Below are 23,821 nucleotides of genomic sequence, written 5' to 3' on the forward strand. Positions count from 1 at the left end.
CTATTTCCCGCGTCGATCATGGCCTGGGACATGGACGCCGAGTACAAGTACTGGTGCAGCGTCGCCGAGCAGAGGGGATGTTCACCAGTTCAGTTCGCTCACCGGTGGGAGCTGATGACGAAGATCTATGCCTCAGCTACTGATGCCGCGTTCACCATGGAATCTGCGCTCGCGCTTGCTTTGAGCGAAGCGCGGTGCTTGGGGATGGAAGAAGACGTTGCGCGACTCGTATTCGGCTTTACCTGGGCGCGCATTCTTTATATTTGCGCCCGCTGAGGCCAGCTTTGGGTGGCGAACAGATGTGAGACAACATCGATCACTCACATGCAAGAGCACTGCCGAACGCCTTTTGACAAGTCAGCTTCGTAGCCGATTTTGCAGGACTGACGGTCCACTCTGGAACCGACTAGCCAAAGCCGGCAGCTACGCTGCCAATCCTGGGAACGTCTGTTCATAGAAACAGCTACCTACGGCGTGCGCAACCCGTTAGAGCAGAACGATCGTCAGCAGGTATCGATCAGCGCGCTTCCGGAAAGAGGAGATGACCGCTATTGCGTCCGCCTCCAATCATGCCGTCCATCAACGCGTAATGCGAGCGCATGCGATAGCTGTATCAGAGGGACGTAATTGGTTCGACGCCAGGCTGAAGACTCATGCGCTCCACCTGCTTCATGAAGTCAGAAAAGCCGCCGGTCGCACGCGCCATACGCCGGGCGCTCGTCTTCACGACTGGCCGCGCCATGCGCGCAATCCTGGCATTGATACCCACCAATGCATCGATCAGTGCGACATCTTCACTGCACAAATAGGGCAAGAATCCCCCGCAGCGCGTGTAGAAATCAGCGCTCACTCCCATATTGGCGCCATGGACGCGCATATGACCATCAAGTGCACATTGCCCCATGCGGAAGGCGCTCTGCACCTCATCCCCATAATCCTCCCAGTCTTCCACTTCCACGATGCCGCAGAAGGCATCCGCGCGATGGCGCAGTTGTTCGACCAGCCAGTCCTGCGGCACGGTGGTATCAGCATCGGTCATAGATAGCCAGCGCGCTCCCCAAGACACCGCCAAGGCGGAAGCTTCTGCGCGTGCGAGCCCTACCCCGCCTGGCGCAGAGACTTCAATGACATGTGCGCCAAGCGCGTGAGCGATTGGTGCTGTCGCGTCTTGGCAGCGATCCACCGCCACGACGACGCGCACTTCCTCCTGCAGCTCGGGATGCTCTGCCGCACGTCGGACCGATCGCAGACACGCACCGATCAGAGCTGCTTCGTTATGCGCTGGGATCAGGACAGCGATCACCTCAGACCCTCCAACTCAGCGATCGAGGCCTCACCGCCGCCCCAGGCTTCCAATACGAAATCACGATCCTCATAGGCGTATGTGGGCAAGGAGCCCAGAATTTCGGCTATACGCGCGTGGACCTGTCTGCCATTTTGGGGAGCCCCGGCGAACGGGTGCAGCCAGTGACAAGCCACCAAGACGCCTCCGGGCTGCAGGGCGTCCTGCAGCTTTTCGATCGTTTCGTGCAACGCTGCAGGGGTCATGTAATAGCCCACTTCACTCATCACAATCAGTGCGAAGCTGCCTGTCGGCCACTGCGACGGATGCGTCATCTGCTCGACACTCACGCCCGCGAGTTGCTGCGTGCGCTGCCTCGCCAACTGCACCGCACGGTTCGAGATATCGGTGGCCAGTAGCGAGCTACAGCGTTCAGACAGTGCGGCGGTCAATTCGCCGTTGGAGCAGCCAAGCTCCCAGGCGCGTTCGAAGTTGGGCTTTGGCAGGGTTGCCAGCAGGACCTGCCGCTTCCTTGCTTCATACCAGCGCGATCGATACCCAAAAGGGTCACCGTTCGCATGGATCTGCTCGAAATAGGCAGCAGACGGAATTTCCGTTTGCACTGTCACGTCAGGTAGACCTCGTATGGACGCTGGAACCGCGCCAGCACGTGCGGGGGAAGGATGGGTGAGGCAGGCCTTGGAACGCTGGTCCCGATCTGCGTGGCAAACGCCAAAAGTGCGGCACGCTTGCGCGCCTGGACCGACGCACTCAGCAAAAAGCGCCGGGCCCGGTTGCTCAAGAAATCGGCGCGCTCCGGGTCGGCCCAGTGCCAGCACCAGATTGGATACTGGATCAGGCGCGCGCCCACGCGGGCACATACCTGCTGCGCGGCCTGAGCCGCCGCCTCGTGATCGGGATGTCCATCCTTGGCCCAAGTCACCAGGACAGTGTCCCGGCGGCGCACCTGAGCCAACGCATCGATGGCCCGCTCGATGCACACGGCGATATGCCCATCTGCAATCCCAACATGCGCGATGTTGTCGGTGCCACCACCCAGCGCACGGACGGCGTTGAGCAGTTCGCTGCGCCTGATTGGCGCAAGCCGTTGCGGCGGCCACGCAGGATCACAGGCATACGCCGCTTCGCCATCGGTGAGTGAGACCACCAGCACTTGGAGCCCGGAGTGGATTGCGGCGGCGATCAAGCCACCGCAGCCCAACACTTCATCATCCGGGTGCGGCGCGACCACAACCAGCCGCGCGCTATCACCCAGCAGCCCGGCCAGGTCGGTTTCCGGAAGATCCCGCAGCAGTGTACTGCTGGCCCAAGCCTCCTCTGTATTGCCCGTCCCCTGGATGGACCGGCCCTTCAAAGCCTCCATGTGCGGGTCTCCCCATCGAATAGTGCTTCTCCGAGCCGCTGCTCATCTGACTCGGCGTGCGCCTGGCGTAGAAACACCATCAGATCGGCACAGCGTTGGGCATGGTCATGCTCGGTGCAAAGCGGTCCTGCGCCCAACGCGCGCCCAACGCGTTCGATCACGTCGCTGGCGACGCGGTCCATCAACGCACGTAGCCTGACAATTTCGTGGCGATGCGCTTGGCGAGGTTGGGCATCGATTAGCGCAGCCGTCTCGCGAAACAGCGCGGCTACCGCGGAGAGCGCGATGTCGATCGCACCCAGATGCGCGGCCACGTGTGGATTGGACTTCACTCGCCGATCCTCGCGAAGCCGACCGGCAATCGCAGTAGTTGCACCGAACCAGCATGCCGCGATCCCCGCGCCGCCATGCCAGAAGCCAGGCCTGTCCAAATATGCGCCGGGAGGCCCTACCAGGCTTGCGCGCGCCCCTCGCAGCATCAAGGTGCCACTACTGATCCGCGACATTCCGACCGCCTGCCATCGGCTGGTGTCGTAATCCATGTATTCCAGATCCACAACCGCCCGACACAGAACCTGCCTTCCACCGGCAGTTGCAGTCAGTAATGCATGGCTGGCAATTTGTGCGCCCGAACACCACGCTTTAGTCCCTGAGAGGAGACCTGATGTCTCAGTGGTCGCCGTGAAGTCGAGCACTACGCCCGGAGGTTCGGCAGCCCATACTGCCCATAACTCACCTGTTGCCATCGCCGCCGCATCAAGATCTGCGAGGATGGCCTGAGCATCAAAATGCGCTTCGAGCACCTTCACCAGCGCCAGGTCCTGACCGCCGATCGCTGATAAGGCGCGCCATCGATCAAGCGTGTTGCCACGTCCAGGCAGTGGAAGAGTTGGAGTACTGGCAATGAAATTGATTGCCGCGGCACGTAAGTTCCGCCAATTGGCAATACGCAACGCCTGGTCGTTGATATCGATTGTGTCTGCCAAGAAAACTTGCATCCGGCAAGCTAAGCGCCGAGCCGTTGTTCAGCCGTGAGACCCCTATACGCCGAACTAACGCGCTTTTAGCGAGCACCAAGAGCAAAGCCGAACGCTTATGCGCTACTGGCTGGCTTTCAGCCACGTTCGCTAGACGGCTAGGACGCCAACAGGGTCCAACATTAGAAGTGCCTGCCGTTACTCTGAAGCACCCGCCGTTCGTCTGAATTGGCCGCGCGATTGACTCTTTAAGCGTAGCGTGTGTTGAGGATCATCACGTGCATCGCGAACCGCACTGGCAAGGCTGGCTTAGCTCCAATACGTTCGAATTGGCATATTTCAACTGGGTTGATATTGGCACCGTGAGGTGCAACCGGAATCAGCCAGGCAGCATGATCCAAGGAATTTTCCTGTCTGCCTGCAGCGTGAGCCCCGTGCTTTTCTCAATGCCACGATCCGTCATGAGACCGGTGAGAACTGGCAGCCTATTCCACCGGCGTGCATATAGATCAGTTGAGCTCAAAGTGAGTTACCTTCAGCTTAGAGCGATCGGATCGGTGAGCTTTCGCAAGATGCGATCACACCGAACCGCTGATTGGCTTGCCGATCAAAAATGCAGGGATCACCCTGCTCGAATCAAAATCTGCCCTCGATGTCATCAATGCGATTCTTACAGAAGGTGGTAGCAGACAGCTGCTCTGCTGCACATGTGAGGATCAGTAAATCTGTAAGGGCGTAGAGTGAATTTTGCGGGGGCGATGCATCAGAGGTAGCGCCCGTGCTCATTTCAACGAAACTCCACCGTCTGGCATTTCGCCATCTGGTGTTGCAAGCCAGTGCCGAAGACTTAATCGAAGCAGTTTCATCCGCCATCATGGAAGTTAGCACTCACGATGTTGAGGTCCAACTACACAGGATTCTCGTACCACCAACCGGCGACTTCAACGGCATGTATCTTGTAGCCAGCGTACTCGGACCCACAAACTGGCACTATCACTACGAACCACTCCTCACGCGTCACAGCATTCGATGCCAGCTCTACGCGTAGATTTCACAGCGATACAGCCATGCAACGCTGCCTACAAAAGGGATGGCCAATCACCTGTACGCCATCACCCTTCATGTTCTAGCACTCTCTGTTTGGATTTTGCCGGCCGCCGCCGGCGCCCTTCTGAACTCGGCTCTGCCGCCGTTCATCGGCAGCTGGAGAAACCCCAATGCATTCGATGACGCCGCGCGATCGGCTGAGGCTACGGCAGATCCTGCCAAGCGAACTTCGTGGTCAGTTGCTATCACATCTGGTCGGTCTGGTACGAAGTGTCCTCTCTGCGGATTTCCTTAACAATGCGAAAGCTGCTCGGATTGACCTCGATGGAAGCTACTGGTATTTCGCCATCGAGGAGGCGTTTGCTGCCGCTATCTGGCGAGCATCACAGATTCCTCGCCATTTCGACCAAGTCGTCGTGGGCCGCGTGTGGATGGCTAAAACCAACTCAGATGGCCTTTGGAATTGTGGGCCAACCTGAACCGCCACGCGTTGTATCTCCACAGCAAGCGCTTCTGAACTTCCGGGAGGATGAGCATGAAAAGCGAAGGACCTCCCGTCACTCCTGACGGAAGATACATCTTAGTGAGAGGACGTCTGTGGCGCGCCCCTAACCCGGGCTTGAGCGCCCCCCAGCGACAGCAACTAATCAATGACCTCATGGATGGGCGCCGTGCGGTCATCGCAGCGTCGTCCACGGGAGATCGGCGTGAAATGCGTAAGGCTCGTGCAAGCGTGCATCAGGCAAAGATTGGCCTTGGAGAACGGGGTCCTGTGTGGTGGACTGATGGCTCACCTGATTTCAACAGACACATGGCTCGCAACACCCCATACGCCGACTGGCTTGGATCGCTTCACGAGTCGGAGTAACAAAAGCAGGCGATCGGCAATCGCCAGCCAAAGCAATAGCGGCTGTGAGCTTGCATACCAGCGGCCGGGATTGGAAGGGATAAAGGCTGACCCCCTCCCCTGCGGCGCGCGCGGCAGCAGCTATTTTTTAAGAGTTTCACTTTCCAAAAGGAAGTGTGATTAGTAGCGCTAAAGAATCTGGGGTCAATAGCTTTCGGGCAATCTCAACGCTGGGAAGATCAAAAATCGCCACCCCGAGCGTGGCCTCCTGTGCGACTGTGGAAGACCAGAGCAGGATCGCTCGCCTACGATGCGAAAGCTGTGATTTCTCCTGATTTCCCTTAGGAACTTCCTGAGCAGAGCATGGGCCAACTGAGAGCCCATGCCTACCCAGAGAGATTTATTATTCGATCAATTCAACGGGTTCGTAGCGCCTGCACCGGGCCCCGCACCAAGCTCAGCACCGGTCATCGGATCACTGCCCGGATCAGAGGCGGTGCGCGCCACGAAAGAGGCCAGAGCCTCTCTCTGCCGCGGCGTGAGACCAACACTGGCGGTGCCGTCACCGCCATCCACTGCGCATTGGGCCTCCTGGTCCTCTACGCGCTCCCACAACTCGCCGTCATTCCATGGGCCGAGTACGTTGCCACTTCCCTGCGAGGCATCAAAATAGACATCGGTGTAGTTGGGGTCTCCTGGCAACTTGCCTGTGGGGAAGTTTGGAGAGATTGCGTATAAGGCTTTTTCGAAGGATTTCTGATGTGCAATCTCACGTGTCATAAGGAATGTCAGCGCATCCTTGATGCCCGGATCATCGGTGACGCCGATCAGGCGTTCGTAGACCATCTTTGCACGTGCTTCAGCCGCGATGTTTGAGCGCAAGTCAGCAGTTGGCTCGCCAATGCTGTCCAAATAAGACGCACTCCATGGCACGCCGCTGGAATTAACCAAGGCAGGGCCGTTTCCGTAGAGAATTGCCTGGGTTTGGCTTGTGCTGTTGCCGGTCAATGAGCGCAGCTCGCCCATTTCTTCCATACCTTCAGCAAGTTCACCCTTCGCGCCTTTGTTGAGCATGGTGATGATCGAGCCGATGATCTCCAAATGGCTCAACTCCTCGGTGGAGATGTCGAACAACAGATCTTTTCTGCCCGGATCGTCCTCAGCCAAGGCTTGCGTAAAATAGCGCATGGCCGCGGCTAACTCGCCTTGTGGACCGCCGAACTGTTCCAGTAGCAGCGTCGCCAAAGCAGGATTTCCTTCCGCGACGCGAACGGTGTACTGCAGACGTTTGTTGTGCATGTACATCTTGGGTGCTCCTCAGGTTGGGTGGCAATCGCGCATTGCCCCATGACCCCTTCAAAGCGGAAATGCAGTGTCTGGCGACTGTTCCCAACATGGTGCTAGACGCGTTAGCCTTCAATGAGATAGACAGGGTTGCATCGTCACGCGCACCGCAGTCAGACCCGATCGCAAAAAATTCAGTTCATTACCTTGTCCGGCGTCATCGGCGTATTACGGACGCGCTTGCCAGTGGCGTGAAATATCGCGTTGCAGATCGCGGCTGCAACACCGACTAGTCCGATCTCGCCCACGCCCTTGGCTCCAAGCGCACTCACAACTCGGTCGTCCTCGGGTGCGAACACGACCTCAATATCGTGGATGTCGGCATTGACCGAAAGGTGGTACTGCGCCAAGTCGTGATTCATGAATCGACCGAAACGATGATCCATCTCGCTGTGTTCGTGCAGCGCCGCGCCGATTCCCCATACCACTCCGCCGATAATCTGGCTGCGGGCGGCAATCGGGTTCAGTATGCGACCAGCTGCAATCGCGCTGACCACGCGCATCACTCTCACCGTGCCAAGTTCCTCATCCACGCGCACCTCTACGAACACCGCGCTGTGCGTGGCCCTAGTGAACCTGCGTTTTTTGAACATGTTAGGAACCAGTAAGTATCTTGCTTCGACACTTCCCTTGCCGGCCCCATGCAGCAAATCATCAAGAGAAACATGAGTAGCTGTCGCGCCGCGAACCTGGAGTCCCGAATCGACGAACTGCACCTGCCCAAGCGTCAGTCCCCTGAAGGGCGAGTCATCCTCACGTTGCGCCAGCACAAGCAGTTGTTTGCGCAGCTTGCCGCAGGCACCGTCCACCGCAGAACCGACTGAAGTAACGTGCGAAGAGCCGCCCTCGATTGGTGCAAAAGGCAGGTTTGAGTCACCTAACTGGAAGGTGACGCGCTCAAGCGGCAACCCCAACGACTCAGCTGCAATCATTGCCATTACTGTATACGTACCCGTTCCGATATCGGTGGCTGCACTGCTGACCACCAATGGCCCATCGGCGTGCAACACCGCCTGAGCACGGGCCGGCATCTGCATTGCATCCCATTGACCAGTGGCCATGCCCCAGCCGATCCATTCGTGGGCTTCTCTGCGAGCACGCGGCTCAGGCGGACGAAAGGCCCAGCCGAACCGTTCGGCGCCCAAGGCGTAGCATTCGCGTAGTGCTTTGCTGGAGAACGGCTTGCCATCGACAGGATTGCTATGAGCGTAGTTCTTCAGCCGTAGCTCCAGTGGATCGATGCCGATCTCATAGGACAGCTCGTCCATCGCAACTTCTAGCGCATGCATGCCATGCGCAGCACCAGGTGCTCGCATGTCAATCGGCGTGTATTGGTCGAGAGGAACCAGCCTATAGCTTAAGTGGACGTTGTCGCAGGCATAGAGCTGGCCACTCCAGTTGACGACCACCTCTACGTAGTCTTCGATACGTGACGTTTCGGCTATCGCCTCGTGCCAAATTGCCCGCAAGACGCCATCGCGATCGGCTGCAAGTTTTAAATGCTGTGAAGTTTCCGGGCGATGCCCGAAAGTAAACATCTGATGCCGGGTCATCACTACGCGTACTGAGCGCTTAAGGACTATTGCCGCCATCATCGCGAGAGCTAATTGATACTGTGGGCGCAGACCGGCCCCGAATGCACCACCGACATAGGTATTGCGCACCGTAACCTTGCGTCTGGGAATGCCGAAAACACGAGAGACGTACCAGCGGCTATTTTGCGAGCCCTGAGTCTTGTCATAAATGGTGTAGTGACCTGTTCCATTTAGAATCACTGTGGAGGCAAATAGCTCCATTGGGTTATGGTGTTCTGTCCCACTGTAATAGTGAGCATTTACCTGACACGGCGCAGCGTTAAATGCGGCTTGTGGATCGCCTTTGTCTTTTGGCGGCGGCGAGAAGCCTGCTTTCAATGGCTTCGGCTGGCGCGACTGATGCAAGTGAGCCATCAGTTCCGTCTGGTGCCCTTCCTGCAGGTACTCGACAACCAATCGCGCTGCGGCGTCACGCGCGGCTTCGAATGTTTCAGCTACCACCAATGCAACTGGCTGCCCGCTGTATCTCACAACATCATCGTAGAGCGGACGGAACGGAGAGCCACCTGGCGCGGTCATATCCTTATAAAAAAAAGCTAGTGACCGCATGTGGGGACGGTTTTCATGGGTGATGACCTGCAGTACACCAGGCACGGCCAATGCGGCATCAAGTCGGAAGCGAACGATGCGCCCCCTTGCGATTGTGCTGTTAACCGCCACGGCGTAAGCCAGACCCGGTGTCCGCCATTCAGCGGCATAGCGCGCCTGGCCGGTAACCTTGACACGGCCATCAATGCGGTGGACGCCGGTGCCGGTGGGTGAATGACCGGTGCCAGGTTCAGCGACCGGTGTGATGAGGCCATCTCTCATTCCAAAGCTCCCATGTAGAAGTCGTGGGTCTGAGCTGTGCCAGCGGTAGCTGCTTCCAGCGCACGCACCACCGTGCGCTTGGCCAATACGATCTTGAAGCCATTGCTGTGCTGGGCCAGTGCGCCTTCCAGCAACATCTCGGCACACCGCTCGAAGGCCTGACGCTGGGGTACCACGCCGACGAGGCAAAGTTCCGCGGCACTAGTTCGCCAGGGCTTATGTGCCACGCCGCCGAGCGCAATACGCGCCTCCCTGATCAGTCCCGTGTCATCTAGATCCAGTGCGACGGCTACCGATACAAGGCCGAAGGCGTAAGACAGGCGTTCGCGAATCTTCAAGTAGGCGCTGTGTGAAGCGAAGCGGTCTAATTCGGGAAGATCGATGTGGGTGATGAGCTCGCCTGGCAACAGTGTGTTGTCGCGCTCAGGATGGATACCGGGCAAGCGATGGAAATCGGCAAAATCGATGTCGCGTGTCCCGCCGTCACTCTGCACGTGAACCGTGGCTTCCAGCGCAGCAAGCGCCACGCACATGTCAGAAGGGTGTGTGGCGATGCAATGGGCGCTCGCTCCGAGGATGGCATGATACTTGTTCAATCCTCCGATCGCCGCGCACCCTACGCCTGGCGTACGCTTGTTGCATGGCGTGGCGTGATCGTAGAAATAGCTACAGCGCGTGCGTTGCAGCAGATTGCCGCCGTTACTGGCCATGTTGCGAATCTGCGGTGATGCCGCAGACAGCATGGCCGCACTGAGAAGCGGGTAATGCTTCTGCACCTGCGGGTGGTTCGCCGTCTCAGCGTTGCGAGCGCCAGCTCCCAAGCGCAAGCCGCCTGCTCCATTAGGTGTGATCTGGTCCATCGGCAGCCAGTTGATATCCACCAACATCGCCGGCCGGATGATCTGTAACTTCATCAGGTCAACGAGGTTAGTTCCCCCAGCGATGAATTGCGCTAAGGAATCGCTCGGAGGCAAAGCGGCAATGCGCTCTTCATGCAGCGCAGCGATTGCGGCCGCTATCACCGCGGGCCGTACGTAGCGCACCGGCCTCATGCTGGCACCGTACCAGGCGTCCAAATAGCCGACACGGCCTCTGCTTCATCAGTCGCCCCGCCCATCAGCACCGATAGCACCGCATCGGAAATCTGAGGATAGGCGCCGCAACGACATAGGTTTCCGCTCATCAACTCGCGAACCTGGCTACGGGTCCTGGCGTGACCTTCGTTGAGCAGTCCTAGCGCCGAGCAAAGTTGGCCAGGCGTGCAATATCCGCACTGCAGCGCATCATGCTGGATGAAGGCGCGCTGCAGGGGATGCAGCATCTCACCATCAGCAAGGCCCTCGACTGTGGTGATCTCTGCGCCGTCCTGCATCACCGCCAGACTCAAACAACTATTCACTCGTCGCCCGTTGACCACCACCGTGCACGCGCCGCACTGTCCGTGATCGCAGCCTTTTTTTGTGCCTGTTAGATCCAGCCGATCGCGCAACAGGTCGAGCAGGCTAACCCACCCTTCAACTGGCAAACGATGTTCCACCGCATTGATCTTCAACGAAATCCAATAGTGAACAGGACGAGATACATCCTGCATCGCCTTAGAAGCGACCGAATCTGGGCTTGGCATGAGCTGGCTCTCAGCGGCGAATCCAGCGAACGTGGCTGGATTAAGGTTGCCTGGGTGTGAGGATCGCCGAAAACAGGTGCGTGCCACCCACCGAAATTCCCCCCAAATTGATAGAGAAAACCTGCTAAAAAACTTTTCAGTTAAAATTCGTCGCTCGATAATTGCGCGAAATACCTCAAAATGGTGAAAAATCAGCTCAGCATCCCGGGCGAAATATAAATTTCAGTCGAAGCCAATACTTTCGCAATTACCAGTTTTGTCAGAGGAAGAGCTGCCATTTGAGCTTAACGCACATATTTGAGGAAGCAGGACGTCAAAAGACTGCCCTGGAGCCGAACCAGAGGACAAGTTGAAATTCCATTAGAAAAACACGCGGAGCTCACGAGAATGGGGCCACCTTGCTTGAGCGATGATCTCATCGCGAGGAGTCATCATGAGCGACAAAAAAGACTATCCCGCCAAATTGGGTGCATCGGAATCCACTGGCAAGCCAACATTGGTCAAGACTCCGCCTAGCAACGTGACGCCGCTACCGGTGAAAGGGAATAACAGGAATACACCTAGTTCTGGCAAGAGGAAGTAGGCCTGCATTTGGCCCTATCTCACGTCGCCCGCAGCACGCGGGTGACGTAGAGGTTCGATTTTTTTCCATGTAAGAACACCGCAAGGCGAGCCTCACGGCATGTCGCCTCGCACCAGTCCATCGGATGTGAATCGAAGTATGGAGAACGTCGTCATGGGTCAAGTTGACTCCACGCAGGTCCACCTCATGACTAAGGAGCAGTTGTTGCTTGCCGTGTATGCATTGAGTCAGCACTTAGCCGACATGGTGAGCCAGGTAGCCGTTGAACCCGCCCCTGCTGAAGTTGACAGCGCAAGGCTTATCGCACGATTGATTGTCGAAATCGCGAATAAGGATGGGATCGAGGTTAGGCCTTCTTGACGCCAGCGGTTAACCGTCCAATGACTTACATCTGATTCCACGTCACATCGCAGCTGATGCATCCATTATTCGAGCTTCTCGCGAAGAAAATTAATTAATTTCTCCATTCTGGCCGAATTGATACTCATGCCCTGCAAGATGAGTTCGGCAGATGCGTTACTTTCGGATGACCGGCTACAAGCTCGTTCCCCGAGCTCTCGACCCTGTGGAAACACATTTAGCTGAAAATAGCGGGCGGAGTCTTTCCGATCCATGGAGAGGCCTGCTCATCTACGTAGCCGACCTGCAGTACAGTCAGATCAGCATGCGCAGGACCAATGATCTGTGAGCCCAGCGGTAGCCGGCTCGCCCTCCCGAACCCCGCCGGTACCGCCAGGGGTGGACATCGAATGAGGACACTTGTGCCGTCGGCAGTACAAGGAAATCGAATTTTTCGAATGCCTTGATCATGATCGATTCTTTGAAGCCCTAGGGGTCCGCCTTGCTCCCGGCTCACTCAGCGCACAACTTCAAACGGCGAAGTCACGCTTCTGTACGTGCACCACGCGGATGGCCGTCAAATCGACCCCGAGCCGGTCGGCAAGTGCCATTGCAGACAGCTGAATCGTTCTGGTCTCTGCCAAGACCGCCGGATTTGCTTCTGCCGCCGCTTGCTCTCTGACGCTTATTGATTGTGCCAAGGCATAAATGCGCAGCAGCAGTGCGCGCGGATCTGCGTCTACCAAGTTCGCGAATTTTTCGTCTTGCGTGCTGTTCATTGGACAGAGTAATTGCATCGCTCGTTCCCATATCATAAGCCGGCTGCTGCGACCTCATCATCCAAGCCCGTGAGCGTGGACTATCGCCTTGCGCCGGAACACCCCTACCCGGCTGCCATCAATGACTGCCTGAGCGCAGCGCGGTGGTTGATTGAGCATGCGCAAAGAGAATTTGGCACGTCCTGGCTGTCGATAGGCGGTGAATCGGCAGGTGCGCACCTTGCCGCCTCGACCCTGCTGCGGCTGCGTGATGCCGGCGAGGTGTCGGCTTACAGCGCGGCCAGTCTTATGTATGGCTGCTTTGATCTCTCGCTGACCCCGAGCGCGCGCGCCTCGGCGGGCACGCCGTTTATCGATCGCGCGTCGGTCCAAGCCTTTGCGGACGGCTTCCTGGGCGAAGTTGATCCGCGTTCAGCCGCGGCATCGACGCTGTACGCCGATCTGAGCGGGTTGCCGCCGGCCTTGTTCACCGTTGGAACCATCGATCCACTGGTCGACGACTCGCTGTTCCTGCACCAGCGTTGGCAGGCAGCCGGCAACTCCTCAGAACTGACTGTCTATCCCGGTGGCGTGCACGGATTCAACGCGTTCGAGAGCGAATTGGCACTGTCTGCTAACCAACGCATCGCCAGCTTCCTACTGAAAGCACGAGGAGACTCGACCAGCGTCTAAGCTGATGGCGCTTCAGACACACCATTTCAGGGCTTCTCATGTGGCCGCTTGGTTCGACTCACCGGGCCGCGATGTCAGTGGGCCGAGGTCGGTGGTGCGCGAACAGAACAAGCGTGAACCCAAGAAGCCAAACGCATCGCGGCAGACTGAAGTGAATGCCCGGCGGAACTCAGCCTCCGAGCACTGATCCATCAACCGATGACTGGCCGCGTCTTTCCGATCCATGGAGAGGCCTGCTCATAGGCATGACCGACCTGCAGCACAGCCAAATCTGCATGCGCAGGACCGATGATTTGCAAGCCCATCGGCAGCCGGCTTGGCCCACCGAACCCCGCCGGCACCGCCAGGGTCGGCAACCCGGCCATCGTGGTGGGCAGAGTCACTTCCATCCAGCGGTGATAGCTGTCCATCTTGCGGCCGGCGATCTCGCTCGGCCAGCGCGTATCGACATCGAACGGGAACACCTGCGCCGTCGGCAGCACCAGGAAATCGAACTGCTCGAATGCCTTGCGGAAGGCTTCGAAGATGCGCGTGCGGCCTTCTTGCGCGTCGACGATGCGATCGGCTGTCAGCGCATGGAATCCATCGACTTCCCACAGCGCCTCGGGCTTCATCAGAGCGCGCTTGGCCGGATCGGCGGCGAAGCCACGCAGGTCCGCACCCACCGACAGGAAGCGCAGGTCAACCGCCGTCTTCCACATCGCCGCTGCAGGCTCGGACAGCGTTGCGGATTCAACCTGCATCCCGATCGTGCGGAATGCGGCCAGGGCCTGCTCGCACACCGCCATGACGCCATCTTCCATCGGCAGCGCGCCGCCAAGATCACCCAGCCAGCCGATGCGGCGGCCCTTCCATTCGCGGTCCAGCGGCTTGGCGAAAGCCGCCGGATCGTCGTTGAGCGAGAACGGCACGCGCGGATCGGCGCCAGCCTGGACGGACAGCATCAGCGCCAGATCGCGCACTGAACGTGCGAGCGGCCCGGACGTGGCGAAGGTCTGGCCGAAGGTGTCGGTCGACGGTGCCGACGGCACACGACCGAACGAAGGACGAAATCCAAAGACGTTGTTCCAGCCCGCCGGATTGCGCAGCGAGCCGCCGAAGTCGCTGCCATCTGCCAGCGGCACCATGCGCAGCGCCAGCGCGACCGCGGCGCCACCCGAGCTGCCGCCGGCGGTTTTGGTTGGATCGTAGGCATTACGGGTCACGCCGAAGACCGGATTGAAGCTGTGCGAGCCAAGCGCGAACTCGGGCACGTTGGTCTTGCCGGCGAAGATCGCGCCGGCCGCACGCATGCGCGAAACAACGAGCGAGTCAGCTTTGGGAATGTTGTCGCGCAAGATGGGCGAGCCCTGCGTGCTGCGGATCCCGCGCACCGGCGCGGTGTCCTTCACCGCATGCGGGAAGCCATGTAGCGGACCATGGAACCGGCCCTTTGCGGCGTCCTCGTCCTGGGCCGCGGCCTGCGCCAGCAGATGCTCGGGATCGACCGCCGAGACGATTGCGTTGAAGCGCGGATTGAGCGCCGCCTGCCGCGCCAGGTAAGCGGTCATCACATCGCGCGCAGACACGCTGCGCTTGCGGAGCGCCGCAGCTAGCTCCACCGCTGGCAGGTCCAGCACGTTGCCGGCATTCGGGCGCGACACCGTTGCCGCTGCGCCCCGGGTTGCATACGTCACCATGGCGGCCGACCCTGCGGCCAGTACGCCGCGTCGTGTCATCTTCATCGTATTTCCCTCTTCATCAGCGCGCATTGAATTGCTCCATGAGCTGGACCAGCGGCATGTCACCCGCGCCGCGCAGGCCTGCCAGGATTTCCTCAAGATCACCCTCACGTTCGTCCTGGCCGAGCTTGAACGTCGCTTTCACCTCAATGATCTCGGCACGGAAGGCCACTACGCCGGTGGCCAGACGCGCTGCACGTGCGCCCATCTCGTCCAGGGTCCAGGCGTTGGTGCGGCCTGCTTCCATCTGCTCGGACAGCGCCCGAAGTTCATCCTGGATGTCGGCCTCGCCTTCGCACAACGTCACGCGCAGATCGAAACGCGCGGCTGCGTAGTTCCAGCTCGGCGCTTGGGTGCGATCGCTCAGCCAGCTGGGCGAGATGTAACCGTGCTGACCTAAGAAGAGCGCCTGCGCCTGCGGCTCGCGCGCCAGCCGTGACACGTGCGGATTGCGCCTTGCCAGGTGGCCGCGCAGCGCGACCAGATCCCCTTCCGCATCCAGCTCGGCGCGCAGCGGCAAGGGCGTGAACGCCGCATCTTCGCCGCCGGCCGACACCAGCCAAGCCAGCGGCGCATGTGCGACCAGATCAATGATGTCTTGTGCGGTGCGCGGTGCGAACAGCGGGTCCCGGGCGTGTCCCATGGGTTGTTTTTCCTAATTGGCGGTGGCGAAGGACGTCAGCGCCTGGCGTGCCGCTGCAACGCCAGGCGCGCAATGCATGCTTACGGCGTGCCTTCCGGCGAGGGCGGCGGCAGCGGATCAAGCGATGGGTCGTTGAACCACTGGACTGGCAGCGGCGCAGCGGTAGGCCATTGCTGGTCCAAGGTCTGCGCGTCGTACAGGCGACCGTTCTTCATCACCTGCACCAAGCTGTTGGTGTTGCGGATGTCCTGGCGCGGATCGCGCTCCAGCACCAGCAGGTCGGCGAACTTGCCGGTGCTCAGGCTTCCGATCTCGCCGGCATGTCCGATGGTGCGCGCCGATCCCATGGTCGCCGCATAAAGTGCCTCCATTGGCGTGGCACCTCCCGCGACGTAGGCTTCCAGCTCCCAGTGGTAGCCCAGGCCCGGCATTTCGCCATGGCTGCCGATGCCGACCACGCCACCGGCGCGCTGGATCTTCAGTGCCTGTGCGGCAAAGCGCGGCCACTCGCGTTGGTCTGGCGGACTCCACTTGCGGCTGCGGGTCTTCTCGTCCAGGACGGCGGCGGGAATGAAGCGCTGCAACTTGGCGTCCTGCTGCGGCTGGTAGCGCTGGATCATCTCGTCCAGGATCGGACGAGCGCCGTAGAGCATCGAGAACGTCGGCGCATACGAGGTGCCAGTGCGTGCGAACAGCTGCACGACGTCGTCATGCAGCGGCGCCACCGGCAGTGCGTGCTCATTGCCGGCAAAGCCGTCGAGCACGTGGGTCAGGTCCAGGCGAAGGTCACTGGCGCCTTCGGTCGTGGGCATCATGCCGGTGCGCCGCGCCGCGTCCACAATCTGCCGGCGCACCGCACGGTTGCCCGGCATGTACGACTTCAGGTTGCGGGTGGCGTAGTCGTCGCGATAGCGCTGCATCGCCAACTCGGCCTGGCCTACCGACTCGATCCGGGTATCGCGGAAAAAGCCTGGCCCGGTCGAAAACACCCGCGGGCCCACCGCAAGCCCGGCTTCGATCATGTCCTGGTATGCAAAGACCTCTGGCGTGAACGACTGTGGATCCATGCCGGTGGTGACGCCGTAGGCCAGGTCGACCAGGAAATCCCACGGATCCGGCTCGAGGATGCCGCGCCGGGTCTGGAACCAGTGCGCGTGCTCGTCGACGAAGCCGGGCACCAGGAACTTGCCCTGCAGGTCTCGCACGGCGGCCTGTGCAGGAATGGCGAAGCTGTCGCGCGTGCCGATCCGCAGGATCCTGCCACCGCCCACCAGCACATCCGCATTCTCGATCACCTGCCCGTTCTGCATGGTCAGGGCAGTTGCACCACGCAGCACGAGCAGGCCATCGGGCGTTGCGCGCGGGAGCGTGATGCCCGCCTGCTGCATGTCCGCCGCCCCCTCGGCCTGGCCGCGACCGCGCAAGGCCAGCGCCTGGTCCAGCCCGATGTGCAGCAGCCGAGCGCCTCGGGTCCACACGATCTGGGTGCCGTCGGCGTTCCAGTCGAAGGTGTCGGCGCCGATGGCGGTCAGCTGAACCGCCGCTTCTGGCGTAGCCGCCAGATCGACCAGCGGCGGCTTGCCGTCTGGCCCTGCGGCCGGCAGTGGCACCAGCATCAACTGGCCACCGGTGACCGTCAGCGCGTGCCGTCCATCCGGCGAGAGCCGGACACTGCCCCCGACGATGCTGGCGGCCACGTACTGCGAAGGGGCCAGCACCTTGACTGCTGCGACCTGTCGCGCAGGCGCAGCACCGTCCGATGCCAGCGCCATCACCCCGGCGCCGGTGTCGTAGCGCAACGTGCTGCCGGCCAGCGCCAGGCCGCGCGCGCCATAGGCCTGGGCGATCAGCTGCGGCACCCCACCGGTGGCCGGCATGCGCACGATGTCAGCGGCGCGGACCGCTCCGGTCTCCACGCGCAGTCGGAGCCGGTCGTGGTGACTGGAGCGCAACGCAAAAATCCCACGCCCGTCCGTATCGAACACAGGATCGGTGTAATAGCCGGCGCCTTGATTGATCTGTACCGGTGAGCGCTGGCCATCAGCGCCCACTGTCCAGACCGCCCCGCCCTCTTTCGCCCCCCAGGTGACGTAGGTCAGGGTGCGGCTATCGGGTGACCAGCTCGGCTGCCAGGCCTGCGTGCCGGCCGCGTCAAGCAACCGGGCCTGCGCGCCTTCGGCCACGTCCATCACGTACAACCGGCCCAGTGCGGAGAACGCCCAGCGCCGTCCATCCGGCGACAGTGACGGCTTGCCGATGAGGCGCACCTTGACCGGGCCTTCCGGCGATCGCTGGTCGACATGCAGTTCCGGGCCGATTTCCAGCTTCACCTGCGCGGTGAACGGGATGGGGTTCTCCTGCCCGTGCAGCGCACGCTGCACCAGATGACCGTTGCGCGAGAACACGATCGCCTGGTCATCCGGGGTGAAGGCAAAGCGCGGCAGCAGGTCGGCATAGAAGCCGCCCTCCTGGCCATCGCGGTCCACAGGCAATGCAAGCCAGCGATCCTCGCCGCTGCGCAGATCGCGGATGCGCAGGCCGGTCTGAGTGCCCTGCCGGGTCGCGTACACGAGTTGGTTGCCGTCATGGGACAGGACCGGGCGCATCGCGCCGCCAGGCGAGGCAATCAGCGTGTCTTCCGCGCCGGTACGTAAGTCACGGCGCACGATTGACCACAGCGGTGGCACCGCACGCGTGGTCCAGGTGGTACCGGTCTTGGTGGCGTAATAGAGAAAGCGCCCGTCCGGTGACGCCGCGACACCCAGCGCCTGCTTACGCTGGTCGAAGTCTTCCGTCCCGCTCGGCTTTGCCTTGGTGATCTGTTTGACCGGCCCGCCATCGACGGGATAAGCGTAGAGCTCGAAGGCCAGCAGCGAGGGCACGCTGCGCGAGGCGTACACCGTCTTGCCATCCGGCGACCAGGCCGGCGAGGCGAAATATTCGACGCCACTGTCTTGCGAGAGCTGGCGCAGGCCGCTGCCGTCAACGTTGGCGACCCACACGTTATCGCTGCCCGAGCGGTCGCTGACGAACGCAAACTGCCGTCCATCCGGCGAGAACACCGGCATGTTTTCAAAGGCGACGCCATCCAGCAGCGGCCGGGCACGTCCCCCCGCACGGTCAAGCCGATAGATGTCGCCGAGCAGGTCGAACAGCAGCGTCTTGCCGTCCGGCGAAACGTCCACCGCGCTCCAGGTCGCCTCGGTCGCGGTGAAGGACACACTGCGGCTGTGGGCCAGCCTGGGCAATGCATCGCCAGCAATGGCTATGGAAGCCGCCAGCGTCAGACTGGCAGCTGCGAGAAAGCGCATCAAAATGAACATCAGGCACCGTCGCGAAGAGCTGGCGCGACCCTGACGGCCGCGCCAGGAATGGATCAGTTGAAGCGCCAGGCAGCCGACACACCGAAGGTACGCGGACGGATGATGAATTCCTGGCGTCGATAGAGCGCATTGGTGCTGGTGCCGTAGCCGAATGAAGCGGCATAGGCATTGTTGAGGTTGGTGCCCCAGATCGAATAGTCCCACTGCTTGTGCCGCAGGTTCAGGCGCAGGTCGATCTGGTTGTACTCACCCACCTTGGCCACGCTGTCGCTCAGGGTTTCCGGCGCGTCGGAGATGTAGCGATGCGACAGGATCAGGGTTGGCTCCAGTGCCGTGGGCAGGCGCCACGTCAAGGTGTTGGCGACCTGAATCTTGGAGGCACCGGGCAGCTGCTGGCCCTTGCGCAGGACCGGAGAAGCGGTGGCCACATCCTCGGTCAGTTCGGCATTGAGCAGGGTCAGGTTCGTGGCCCAATTCAGATCAGGAGTCAGGTCGAAGCCGACGCTACTCTCCAGGCCGTAGATGCGCGCAGCACCGGCATTGGTCCCGTAGGTGACGTTGTCCTGACGGGTCAGGCGGACCTGCATGTCGGTCCAGTCGATGTAGAACACCGCCGCATCCACGTGACCCCGTCCGCCCAAGAAGTCGCTACGCAAGCCCAGCTCGTAGTTCCACAGGCTGTCCGAATCCCAACCGGCGGGCGTGTCGAAATTGCACTCGCACGGATACACCGTGTTGGGGTTGCCGACGCGAAAGCCCTTGGAGATCGTCGCGTAGGTGGTGAAATCCCGACTGGGCGCATACAGCAACGATGCCTTGGGGACAAAGCCGGTTTCACTGATCCGGTAAGGATCGGGGTGCTGGCTGGGCACATAGCTGTAGCCATAGCGGTCCAAGGTTACGCCATAGCGCGACTTGAAGAACCGGCCACCGGCAGTCAGCGTCCAGGCATCGTTGAGATGCAGGTTGCCCTCACCGAAGAATGCGTACTCTTCGCCGCCGCCGTCGCTGTAGGTGCGATTGAAATTGTCGGTGCCGTCGTACTCGGCGGTCGGTCGCAAGCGACTCAGCACCGCGTACGCGCCATCGGCGTGAGTGAAGGTGTGCACGGCACGGTCGCTGCTGCTGAACATCGTGCCCAGCAGCCATTCGAAGCGGTCATTGGACGATGAGGCCAGGCGCACCTCAGCCGTCTTCATGGTGATGTCCATGTACTCGGTCGAATCGATCGCCTTGCCGGGCAACAGGGTGCGCACGGAAGAGCTCTGGGTGATATCACCATGAAGCTCGTGCGTCTTCTTGCTCTGCGACAGGATCGCGGTCAGCTCGCCGAAGTCGAAAGTGCGTTCCAGCCGGCCAGAGAACAGACTGATGTCGTAGTCAGCCTCGGTGGAGAACAGCGAGTAGCGCGCGTACTTTCCTTGCGCGCTGTGGGCATAGTTCTGGTCGTCGGTCAGGCTCTTCTGGTACAGCCCCATCAGCGAGACACGCGTGACATCGTCAGGGGTCCACATCAGCGAGACGCGACCGCCCGTGGTGGACACATCGGTACTTCCCTTCTCACCGGTGCCGTTGTTATCGAGATAGCCGGCATCGGAGCGCTTGAGCACCACCGCGCGCAGGGCCAGGCGGTCGGCAATCAGCGGCAGGTTGATCATGCCCTTGGCGGTGTAACTCAACTCGCCATCAGCATGCTGGGTGCTGCTCAGGCCAGTCTCGAAGGCTGCATCGAATCCACTCGTGTCGGCCGGGTTGGTGATGTAGTTGATCGCACCACCCAGCGAGGCCGAGCCAAACAGGGTGCCCTGCGGGCCGCGCAACACTTCCACACGCTGCAGGTCGAAGGTGTCGATGTCGGGGATGCCGACCGCGTAGCTGGGCTCGCTCAGCGGCACATCATCGATGTACCAGCCGGTCGGCCCCTGACCCTGGTCGATGCCGGCACTGGTGCCCACGCCGCGGATCACCGCAGTGGACTGGCCTGGAATGCCGGCGTTGAAGACCACGCCCGGCAGACGACCCAGGTAATCGGCATTGGACTGTGCGCCGACTTCCTTCAGCGCCGTACCACTGATTGCGGAGATGCCACCGGGGATTTCCTGAAGCGGCGTCACGCGCTTGCTGGCGGTGACCGTGACCTGCTTGAGATCGGTGGCTTCACTCTTGGGCGCGGGCCTGGATGCGCCAGCCGGAATCTTCGCAGCGCTGATCACCACCGTGTTCTGGTTAAGAAAGCTGTAGTCCAGGCCCGAGCCGCGCAACAAGGTTTGCAGCGCCTGATCGACCGGCACGCCTGACGCGACAGCTGGCGCGACCAGTCCCGCGGTGACCTTGGCCTGATAGACCAACTGAAGGTTGGTGTTGCGGGCCAGGTCGGCCAATGCCTGTGAAAGCGGGGTGCCTTTGGCAATCGCGCTGGTGGTGGTCGCCGAGGCGGTAACGGGTTGTGCAGACAGCGGTGATGCGGCCAGTGCGGCGGCGATGGCCAGGCTCAGGCCAAACGGCAGTACGACATTCGAACGCATGTGGAAACGGTCCCCGTAGAAGAAATGGATGGCGATGACACGAGATCCGCTCTCCCCAGCGGCTCCTCTTATTGAGAGGGCCTGTGCGCCAACTCGGGTACCGTTTATTTCAATTTATTTTCAGCAACCACCACGATCTGCCCTGGCCTCTGCTCCACACGCGTCTGCGGCATGCTGCGCAGATACAGCACGAAGCTGTCCAGGTCTCGGCTCGAGAACATTCCCGAGATCCGCATCGACGCCAAGCGCGGATCGTCGATGCGCAATTGGACGGTGTTGTAGCGATTGAACTCCGCCGCTACCTGCTCCATGGGCGTGTCATCGAACGCGATCTGATTGTGCGTCCAGGCTGAAGCACCTTCGGCACCGGAAGCAAGATCCTCGCGGACCTGCCCCTGAGCGTCGATGCTGAGACGCATCCCCGGGGCTAACTCGGCGATGCGTGATGCGGGCTTGTCGGACCCGCGCGACCACCAGTGGGGGCCAGGCGCGGGCTGGCGCCAGAGTTCGACTTTGCCGTGCACCAAGCTGACGGTATCCAGCTTGCCTCGCCGATAGATATCGAAGGCGGTGCCGATATCACGTACGACGTTCTGGCCAATCCGGACCTGCAGGGGACGGGGATCTTTGGCGACATCGAAGAACGCCTGCCCGTGGACCAGCTCGATGTCCCGCGCCTTGCCGCCATAGGCCACGCGCACCTCGGTGCCCACGTTCAACTGCAGGCGCGTGCCATCCTCCAGTTGCAGCGTGCGCTGCTCGCCTTGAGCGGTGCGATAGACGGTCGGCTCAGTCGACGATTGCAGACCAAAGACCCCGACGGTCACAACCAACGCCGCGCAGGCTGCGACCATCCAGGCCCGGCGCACGCCGTTGGCACTGCGCGCTGGCACCGCCTGCCGGTGCAGGACCGGCGCAGGCTGTAGAACCACCGGCGCATCGTCCTGTCGTGCGGCAGCCAGCAGCTCCTCCAGCGGCGTGTCGATGGATTTCATCGCATCGACCAGATCCTCCTCGATGACCGCCATCCGCAGATAGGCGTTCACATGGCTGCGCGATCCGCGCAGCCACTGCAACAGCCCGCGGCGACGCGGCTGCCCCATGAGCATGTGCCGCTCCTCGGCGATCCACTCGGCCGCCTGCTGCGACAGCAGCTCCTGCATGGCCGACTCCGCGGCCGTTTCTCGATCACGCTTCATAGTTGGCCAGTGCCCTCCTGCACAGGTCCAGCGAACGCACTACGTACTTCTTCACCATGTGCGTCGAAATTCCCATGGCATCTGCGATCTCCGCATAGCTCATGCCCTCTCGGTACTGCATCACCATCACGGCCTTGCATCGCGGCGGTAGGGCCGCGATTGCCTGCACCAACCGCACCCGGCGCGCCTGCCGATAGGCATGGTCTTCCGGATTTGAATCCGGTGCATGCAGCTCGGATAGGACATCGGTGATGTCCACCTGCAGGGCCGCACGCTGGTACAGCACCGCCCGTTCGCGCACCAGGTTGGCGGCGACGGTGAACAGGTAGGCCCGGATGTTGTGGATCGCCTCGCGCTCCCCTGCGTCGGCATCGGCGTGCAGCAGGCGCCAGTAGACCTCCTGGACCAGGTCTTCGACCTCCCAGGTATCGGCCACGCGCCGACGCAGGAAGCTCCTGAGGCTGTCTTGGTACTGCTTGAATGAGCCGGCCCAGTTGGGCATTTTTTGCTGTCCACCGGTGGCGCGTTCTGGCGCCTCGTTCAATAGGAGTGGGAAAGCGCCCGGTCGGGTACCCCTGATTTCATCAGAAACCGTTTTAAGCAGTTGGGCTGCACTTGGTTGAGTTAGCCATAGATGTAGATCTTGAGCAGCGCGGCTGGGTGGTTACACCGGCCTTGCGTCGCACCAGGCCTATTGGGGTTGAATTCACCATCGCACCGATGGCGCACCCGCTTCGACTTCCCTTCGACGAGCTTTGTCGCCGGGTAATCGCGCATGGCAAGGATCTCGATTAGGCGCAACGGCTCGACTGTCAGGCCAGAGATCGCTGAACCCGCCTGAGCGCAGATGGCGTGCCAATGGCGGGCACCTTGAGTCCAAACCCCAAACCGCCCGGCACATGCCGAAATATCGATCCGAAATAAAAGCGCAGAGGTAGTAGACGACCGGTCTAATGAGGCGTAGATTGCCAACCCATGAGCTCTGTCGCCGCCCCCGAAACTCTGGATGTTCGCGAAAAGATCCTGGCCACCGGCCAACGGATCATGGGCGGCAAGGGCTTTTCGGCGGTCGGTTTGAACGAAGTACTGACGTCCGCTGGCGTACCCAAGGGGTCGTTCTATCACTA

21 protein-coding genes are annotated in these 23,821 nt (G+C 60.9%); 6 read left to right on the top strand and 15 right to left on the bottom strand.

Translation table 11 applies throughout. The annotated features are described in order from the left end of the window. Positions 1–114: 114 nt before the first annotated feature. Positions 115–276: a hypothetical protein gene (locus BMZ17_RS21135; RefSeq protein WP_175485507.1), complete on the top strand. Its 162-nt coding sequence runs from the start codon at positions 115–117 to the stop codon at positions 274–276. A gap of 337 nt (positions 277–613) precedes the next feature. Here the strand turns inward: BMZ17_RS21135 and BMZ17_RS08065 are convergent, their stop codons facing one another. The 4 genes from BMZ17_RS08065 to BMZ17_RS08080 are packed head-to-tail and all read right to left on the bottom strand — an operon-like array spanning position 614 to position 3,664. Then, positions 614–1,303, bottom strand: coding sequence for a glycosyltransferase family 2 protein (locus BMZ17_RS08065; protein ID WP_093137942.1), 690 nt, complete (start codon positions 1,301–1,303; stop codon positions 614–616). After that, positions 1,300–1,905 (bottom strand): class I SAM-dependent DNA methyltransferase, encoded by a 606-nt coding sequence (locus BMZ17_RS08070; RefSeq protein ID WP_254775250.1) that lies wholly within the window; start codon positions 1,903–1,905, stop codon positions 1,300–1,302. The genes BMZ17_RS08065 and BMZ17_RS08070 overlap by 4 nt, the downstream gene beginning before the upstream one ends. Before the next feature lie 2 nt (positions 1,906–1,907). Further along, positions 1,908–2,666, bottom strand: coding sequence for a PIG-L deacetylase family protein (locus tag BMZ17_RS08075; RefSeq protein ID WP_093137943.1), 759 nt, complete (start codon positions 2,664–2,666; stop codon positions 1,908–1,910). Beyond that, positions 2,654–3,664 carry an acyl-CoA dehydrogenase gene (locus tag BMZ17_RS08080; protein ID WP_254775217.1) on the bottom strand — a complete coding sequence of 337 codons (1,011 nt, stop codon included), beginning with the start codon at positions 3,662–3,664 and terminating at the stop codon, positions 2,654–2,656. The genes BMZ17_RS08075 and BMZ17_RS08080 overlap by 13 nt, the downstream gene beginning before the upstream one ends. A 1,196-nt stretch (positions 3,665–4,860) precedes the next feature. Here BMZ17_RS08080 and BMZ17_RS20910 point away from each other — a divergent pair. Further along, positions 4,861–5,169, top strand: a complete 309-nt coding sequence (locus tag BMZ17_RS20910; RefSeq protein WP_139202833.1) for a hypothetical protein — start codon at positions 4,861–4,863, stop codon at positions 5,167–5,169. Between the two features lie 56 nt (positions 5,170–5,225). Next, a complete protein-coding gene (locus BMZ17_RS21280) occupies positions 5,226–5,558 on the top strand; it encodes a hypothetical protein (protein WP_093138116.1) in 333 nt (110 codons plus the stop codon). A 390-nt stretch (positions 5,559–5,948) separates the two neighbouring features. On the opposite strand, the gene BMZ17_RS08090 is transcribed toward BMZ17_RS21280, so the two are convergent. The 4 genes from BMZ17_RS08090 to BMZ17_RS08105 form a co-directional block, all read right to left on the bottom strand. Further along, complete coding sequence (locus BMZ17_RS08090; RefSeq protein ID WP_093137944.1) at positions 5,949–6,842, bottom strand: manganese catalase family protein; 894 nt, start codon at positions 6,840–6,842, stop codon at positions 5,949–5,951. A gap of 173 nt (positions 6,843–7,015) precedes the next feature. Further along, a complete protein-coding gene (locus BMZ17_RS08095) occupies positions 7,016–9,286 on the bottom strand; it encodes a xanthine dehydrogenase family protein molybdopterin-binding subunit (protein WP_093137945.1) in 2,271 nt (756 codons plus the stop codon). Further along, on the bottom strand, positions 9,283–10,362 hold the full coding sequence (locus BMZ17_RS08100) for an FAD binding domain-containing protein (protein ID WP_175485508.1): 1,080 nt from the start codon (positions 10,360–10,362) through the stop codon (positions 9,283–9,285). The genes BMZ17_RS08095 and BMZ17_RS08100 overlap by 4 nt, the downstream gene beginning before the upstream one ends. Then, positions 10,335–10,910, bottom strand: a complete 576-nt coding sequence (locus BMZ17_RS08105; RefSeq protein WP_093137946.1) for a 2Fe-2S iron-sulfur cluster-binding protein — start codon at positions 10,908–10,910, stop codon at positions 10,335–10,337. Before BMZ17_RS08105 ends, BMZ17_RS08100 begins: the two co-directional genes overlap by 28 nt. 721 nt (positions 10,911–11,631) lie before the next feature. Here BMZ17_RS08105 and BMZ17_RS08110 point away from each other — a divergent pair. After that, the gene (locus BMZ17_RS08110) at positions 11,632–11,853 is read left to right on the top strand and encodes a hypothetical protein (protein WP_093137947.1); all 222 of its coding nucleotides are present in this window, start codon (positions 11,632–11,634) and stop codon (positions 11,851–11,853) included. Positions 11,854–12,362: 509 nt separating this feature from the next. Here the strand turns inward: BMZ17_RS08110 and BMZ17_RS08115 are convergent. Beyond that, a complete protein-coding gene (locus BMZ17_RS08115) occupies positions 12,363–12,629 on the bottom strand; it encodes a hypothetical protein (RefSeq protein ID WP_139202834.1) in 267 nt (88 codons plus the stop codon). On the opposite strand from BMZ17_RS08115, the gene BMZ17_RS08120 reads away from it, so the two are divergent. After that, entirely contained in the window at positions 12,624–13,283 is a 660-nt protein-coding gene (locus tag BMZ17_RS08120; protein WP_093137949.1) for an alpha/beta hydrolase, read from the top strand. The two genes, BMZ17_RS08115 and BMZ17_RS08120, sit on opposite strands and share 6 nt — an antisense overlap. Before the next feature lie 191 nt (positions 13,284–13,474). Here the strand turns inward: BMZ17_RS08120 and BMZ17_RS08125 are convergent, their stop codons facing one another. The 6 genes from BMZ17_RS08125 to BMZ17_RS08150 form a co-directional block, all read right to left on the bottom strand. Then, positions 13,475–15,007, bottom strand: a complete 1,533-nt coding sequence (locus tag BMZ17_RS08125) for an amidase (RefSeq protein ID WP_217645746.1) — start codon at positions 15,005–15,007, stop codon at positions 13,475–13,477. A gap of 16 nt (positions 15,008–15,023) precedes the next feature. Next, positions 15,024–15,647, bottom strand: a complete 624-nt coding sequence (locus BMZ17_RS08130; RefSeq protein ID WP_093137950.1) for an FMN-binding negative transcriptional regulator — start codon at positions 15,645–15,647, stop codon at positions 15,024–15,026. Positions 15,648–15,727: 80 nt separating this feature from the next. After that, on the bottom strand, positions 15,728–18,970 hold the full coding sequence (locus tag BMZ17_RS08135) for an amidohydrolase family protein (RefSeq protein WP_217645747.1): 3,243 nt from the start codon (positions 18,968–18,970) through the stop codon (positions 15,728–15,730). A gap of 53 nt (positions 18,971–19,023) precedes the next feature. Further along, complete coding sequence (locus tag BMZ17_RS08140) at positions 19,024–21,495, bottom strand: TonB-dependent receptor (RefSeq protein ID WP_093137951.1); 2,472 nt, start codon at positions 21,493–21,495, stop codon at positions 19,024–19,026. A 104-nt stretch (positions 21,496–21,599) separates the two neighbouring features. Continuing rightward, positions 21,600–22,658, bottom strand: a complete 1,059-nt coding sequence (locus tag BMZ17_RS08145; RefSeq protein ID WP_175485509.1) for a FecR family protein — start codon at positions 22,656–22,658, stop codon at positions 21,600–21,602. A 25-nt stretch (positions 22,659–22,683) separates the two neighbouring features. Continuing rightward, positions 22,684–23,196 carry an RNA polymerase sigma factor gene (locus BMZ17_RS08150; RefSeq protein WP_093138120.1) on the bottom strand — a complete coding sequence of 171 codons (513 nt, stop codon included), beginning with the start codon at positions 23,194–23,196 and terminating at the stop codon, positions 22,684–22,686. Between the two features lie 473 nt (positions 23,197–23,669). Here BMZ17_RS08150 and BMZ17_RS21375 point away from each other — a divergent pair. Beyond that, positions 23,670–23,821, top strand: a 152-nt coding sequence (locus tag BMZ17_RS21375; RefSeq protein WP_139202835.1) for a TetR/AcrR family transcriptional regulator, incomplete at its 3' end; no start/stop codon positions are given.

The sequence above is a fragment of the Pseudoxanthomonas sp. GM95 genome (genome assembly GCF_900109775.1).
In the GTDB taxonomy this organism is placed as follows: Bacteria; Pseudomonadota; Gammaproteobacteria; order Xanthomonadales; family Xanthomonadaceae; genus Pseudoxanthomonas_A.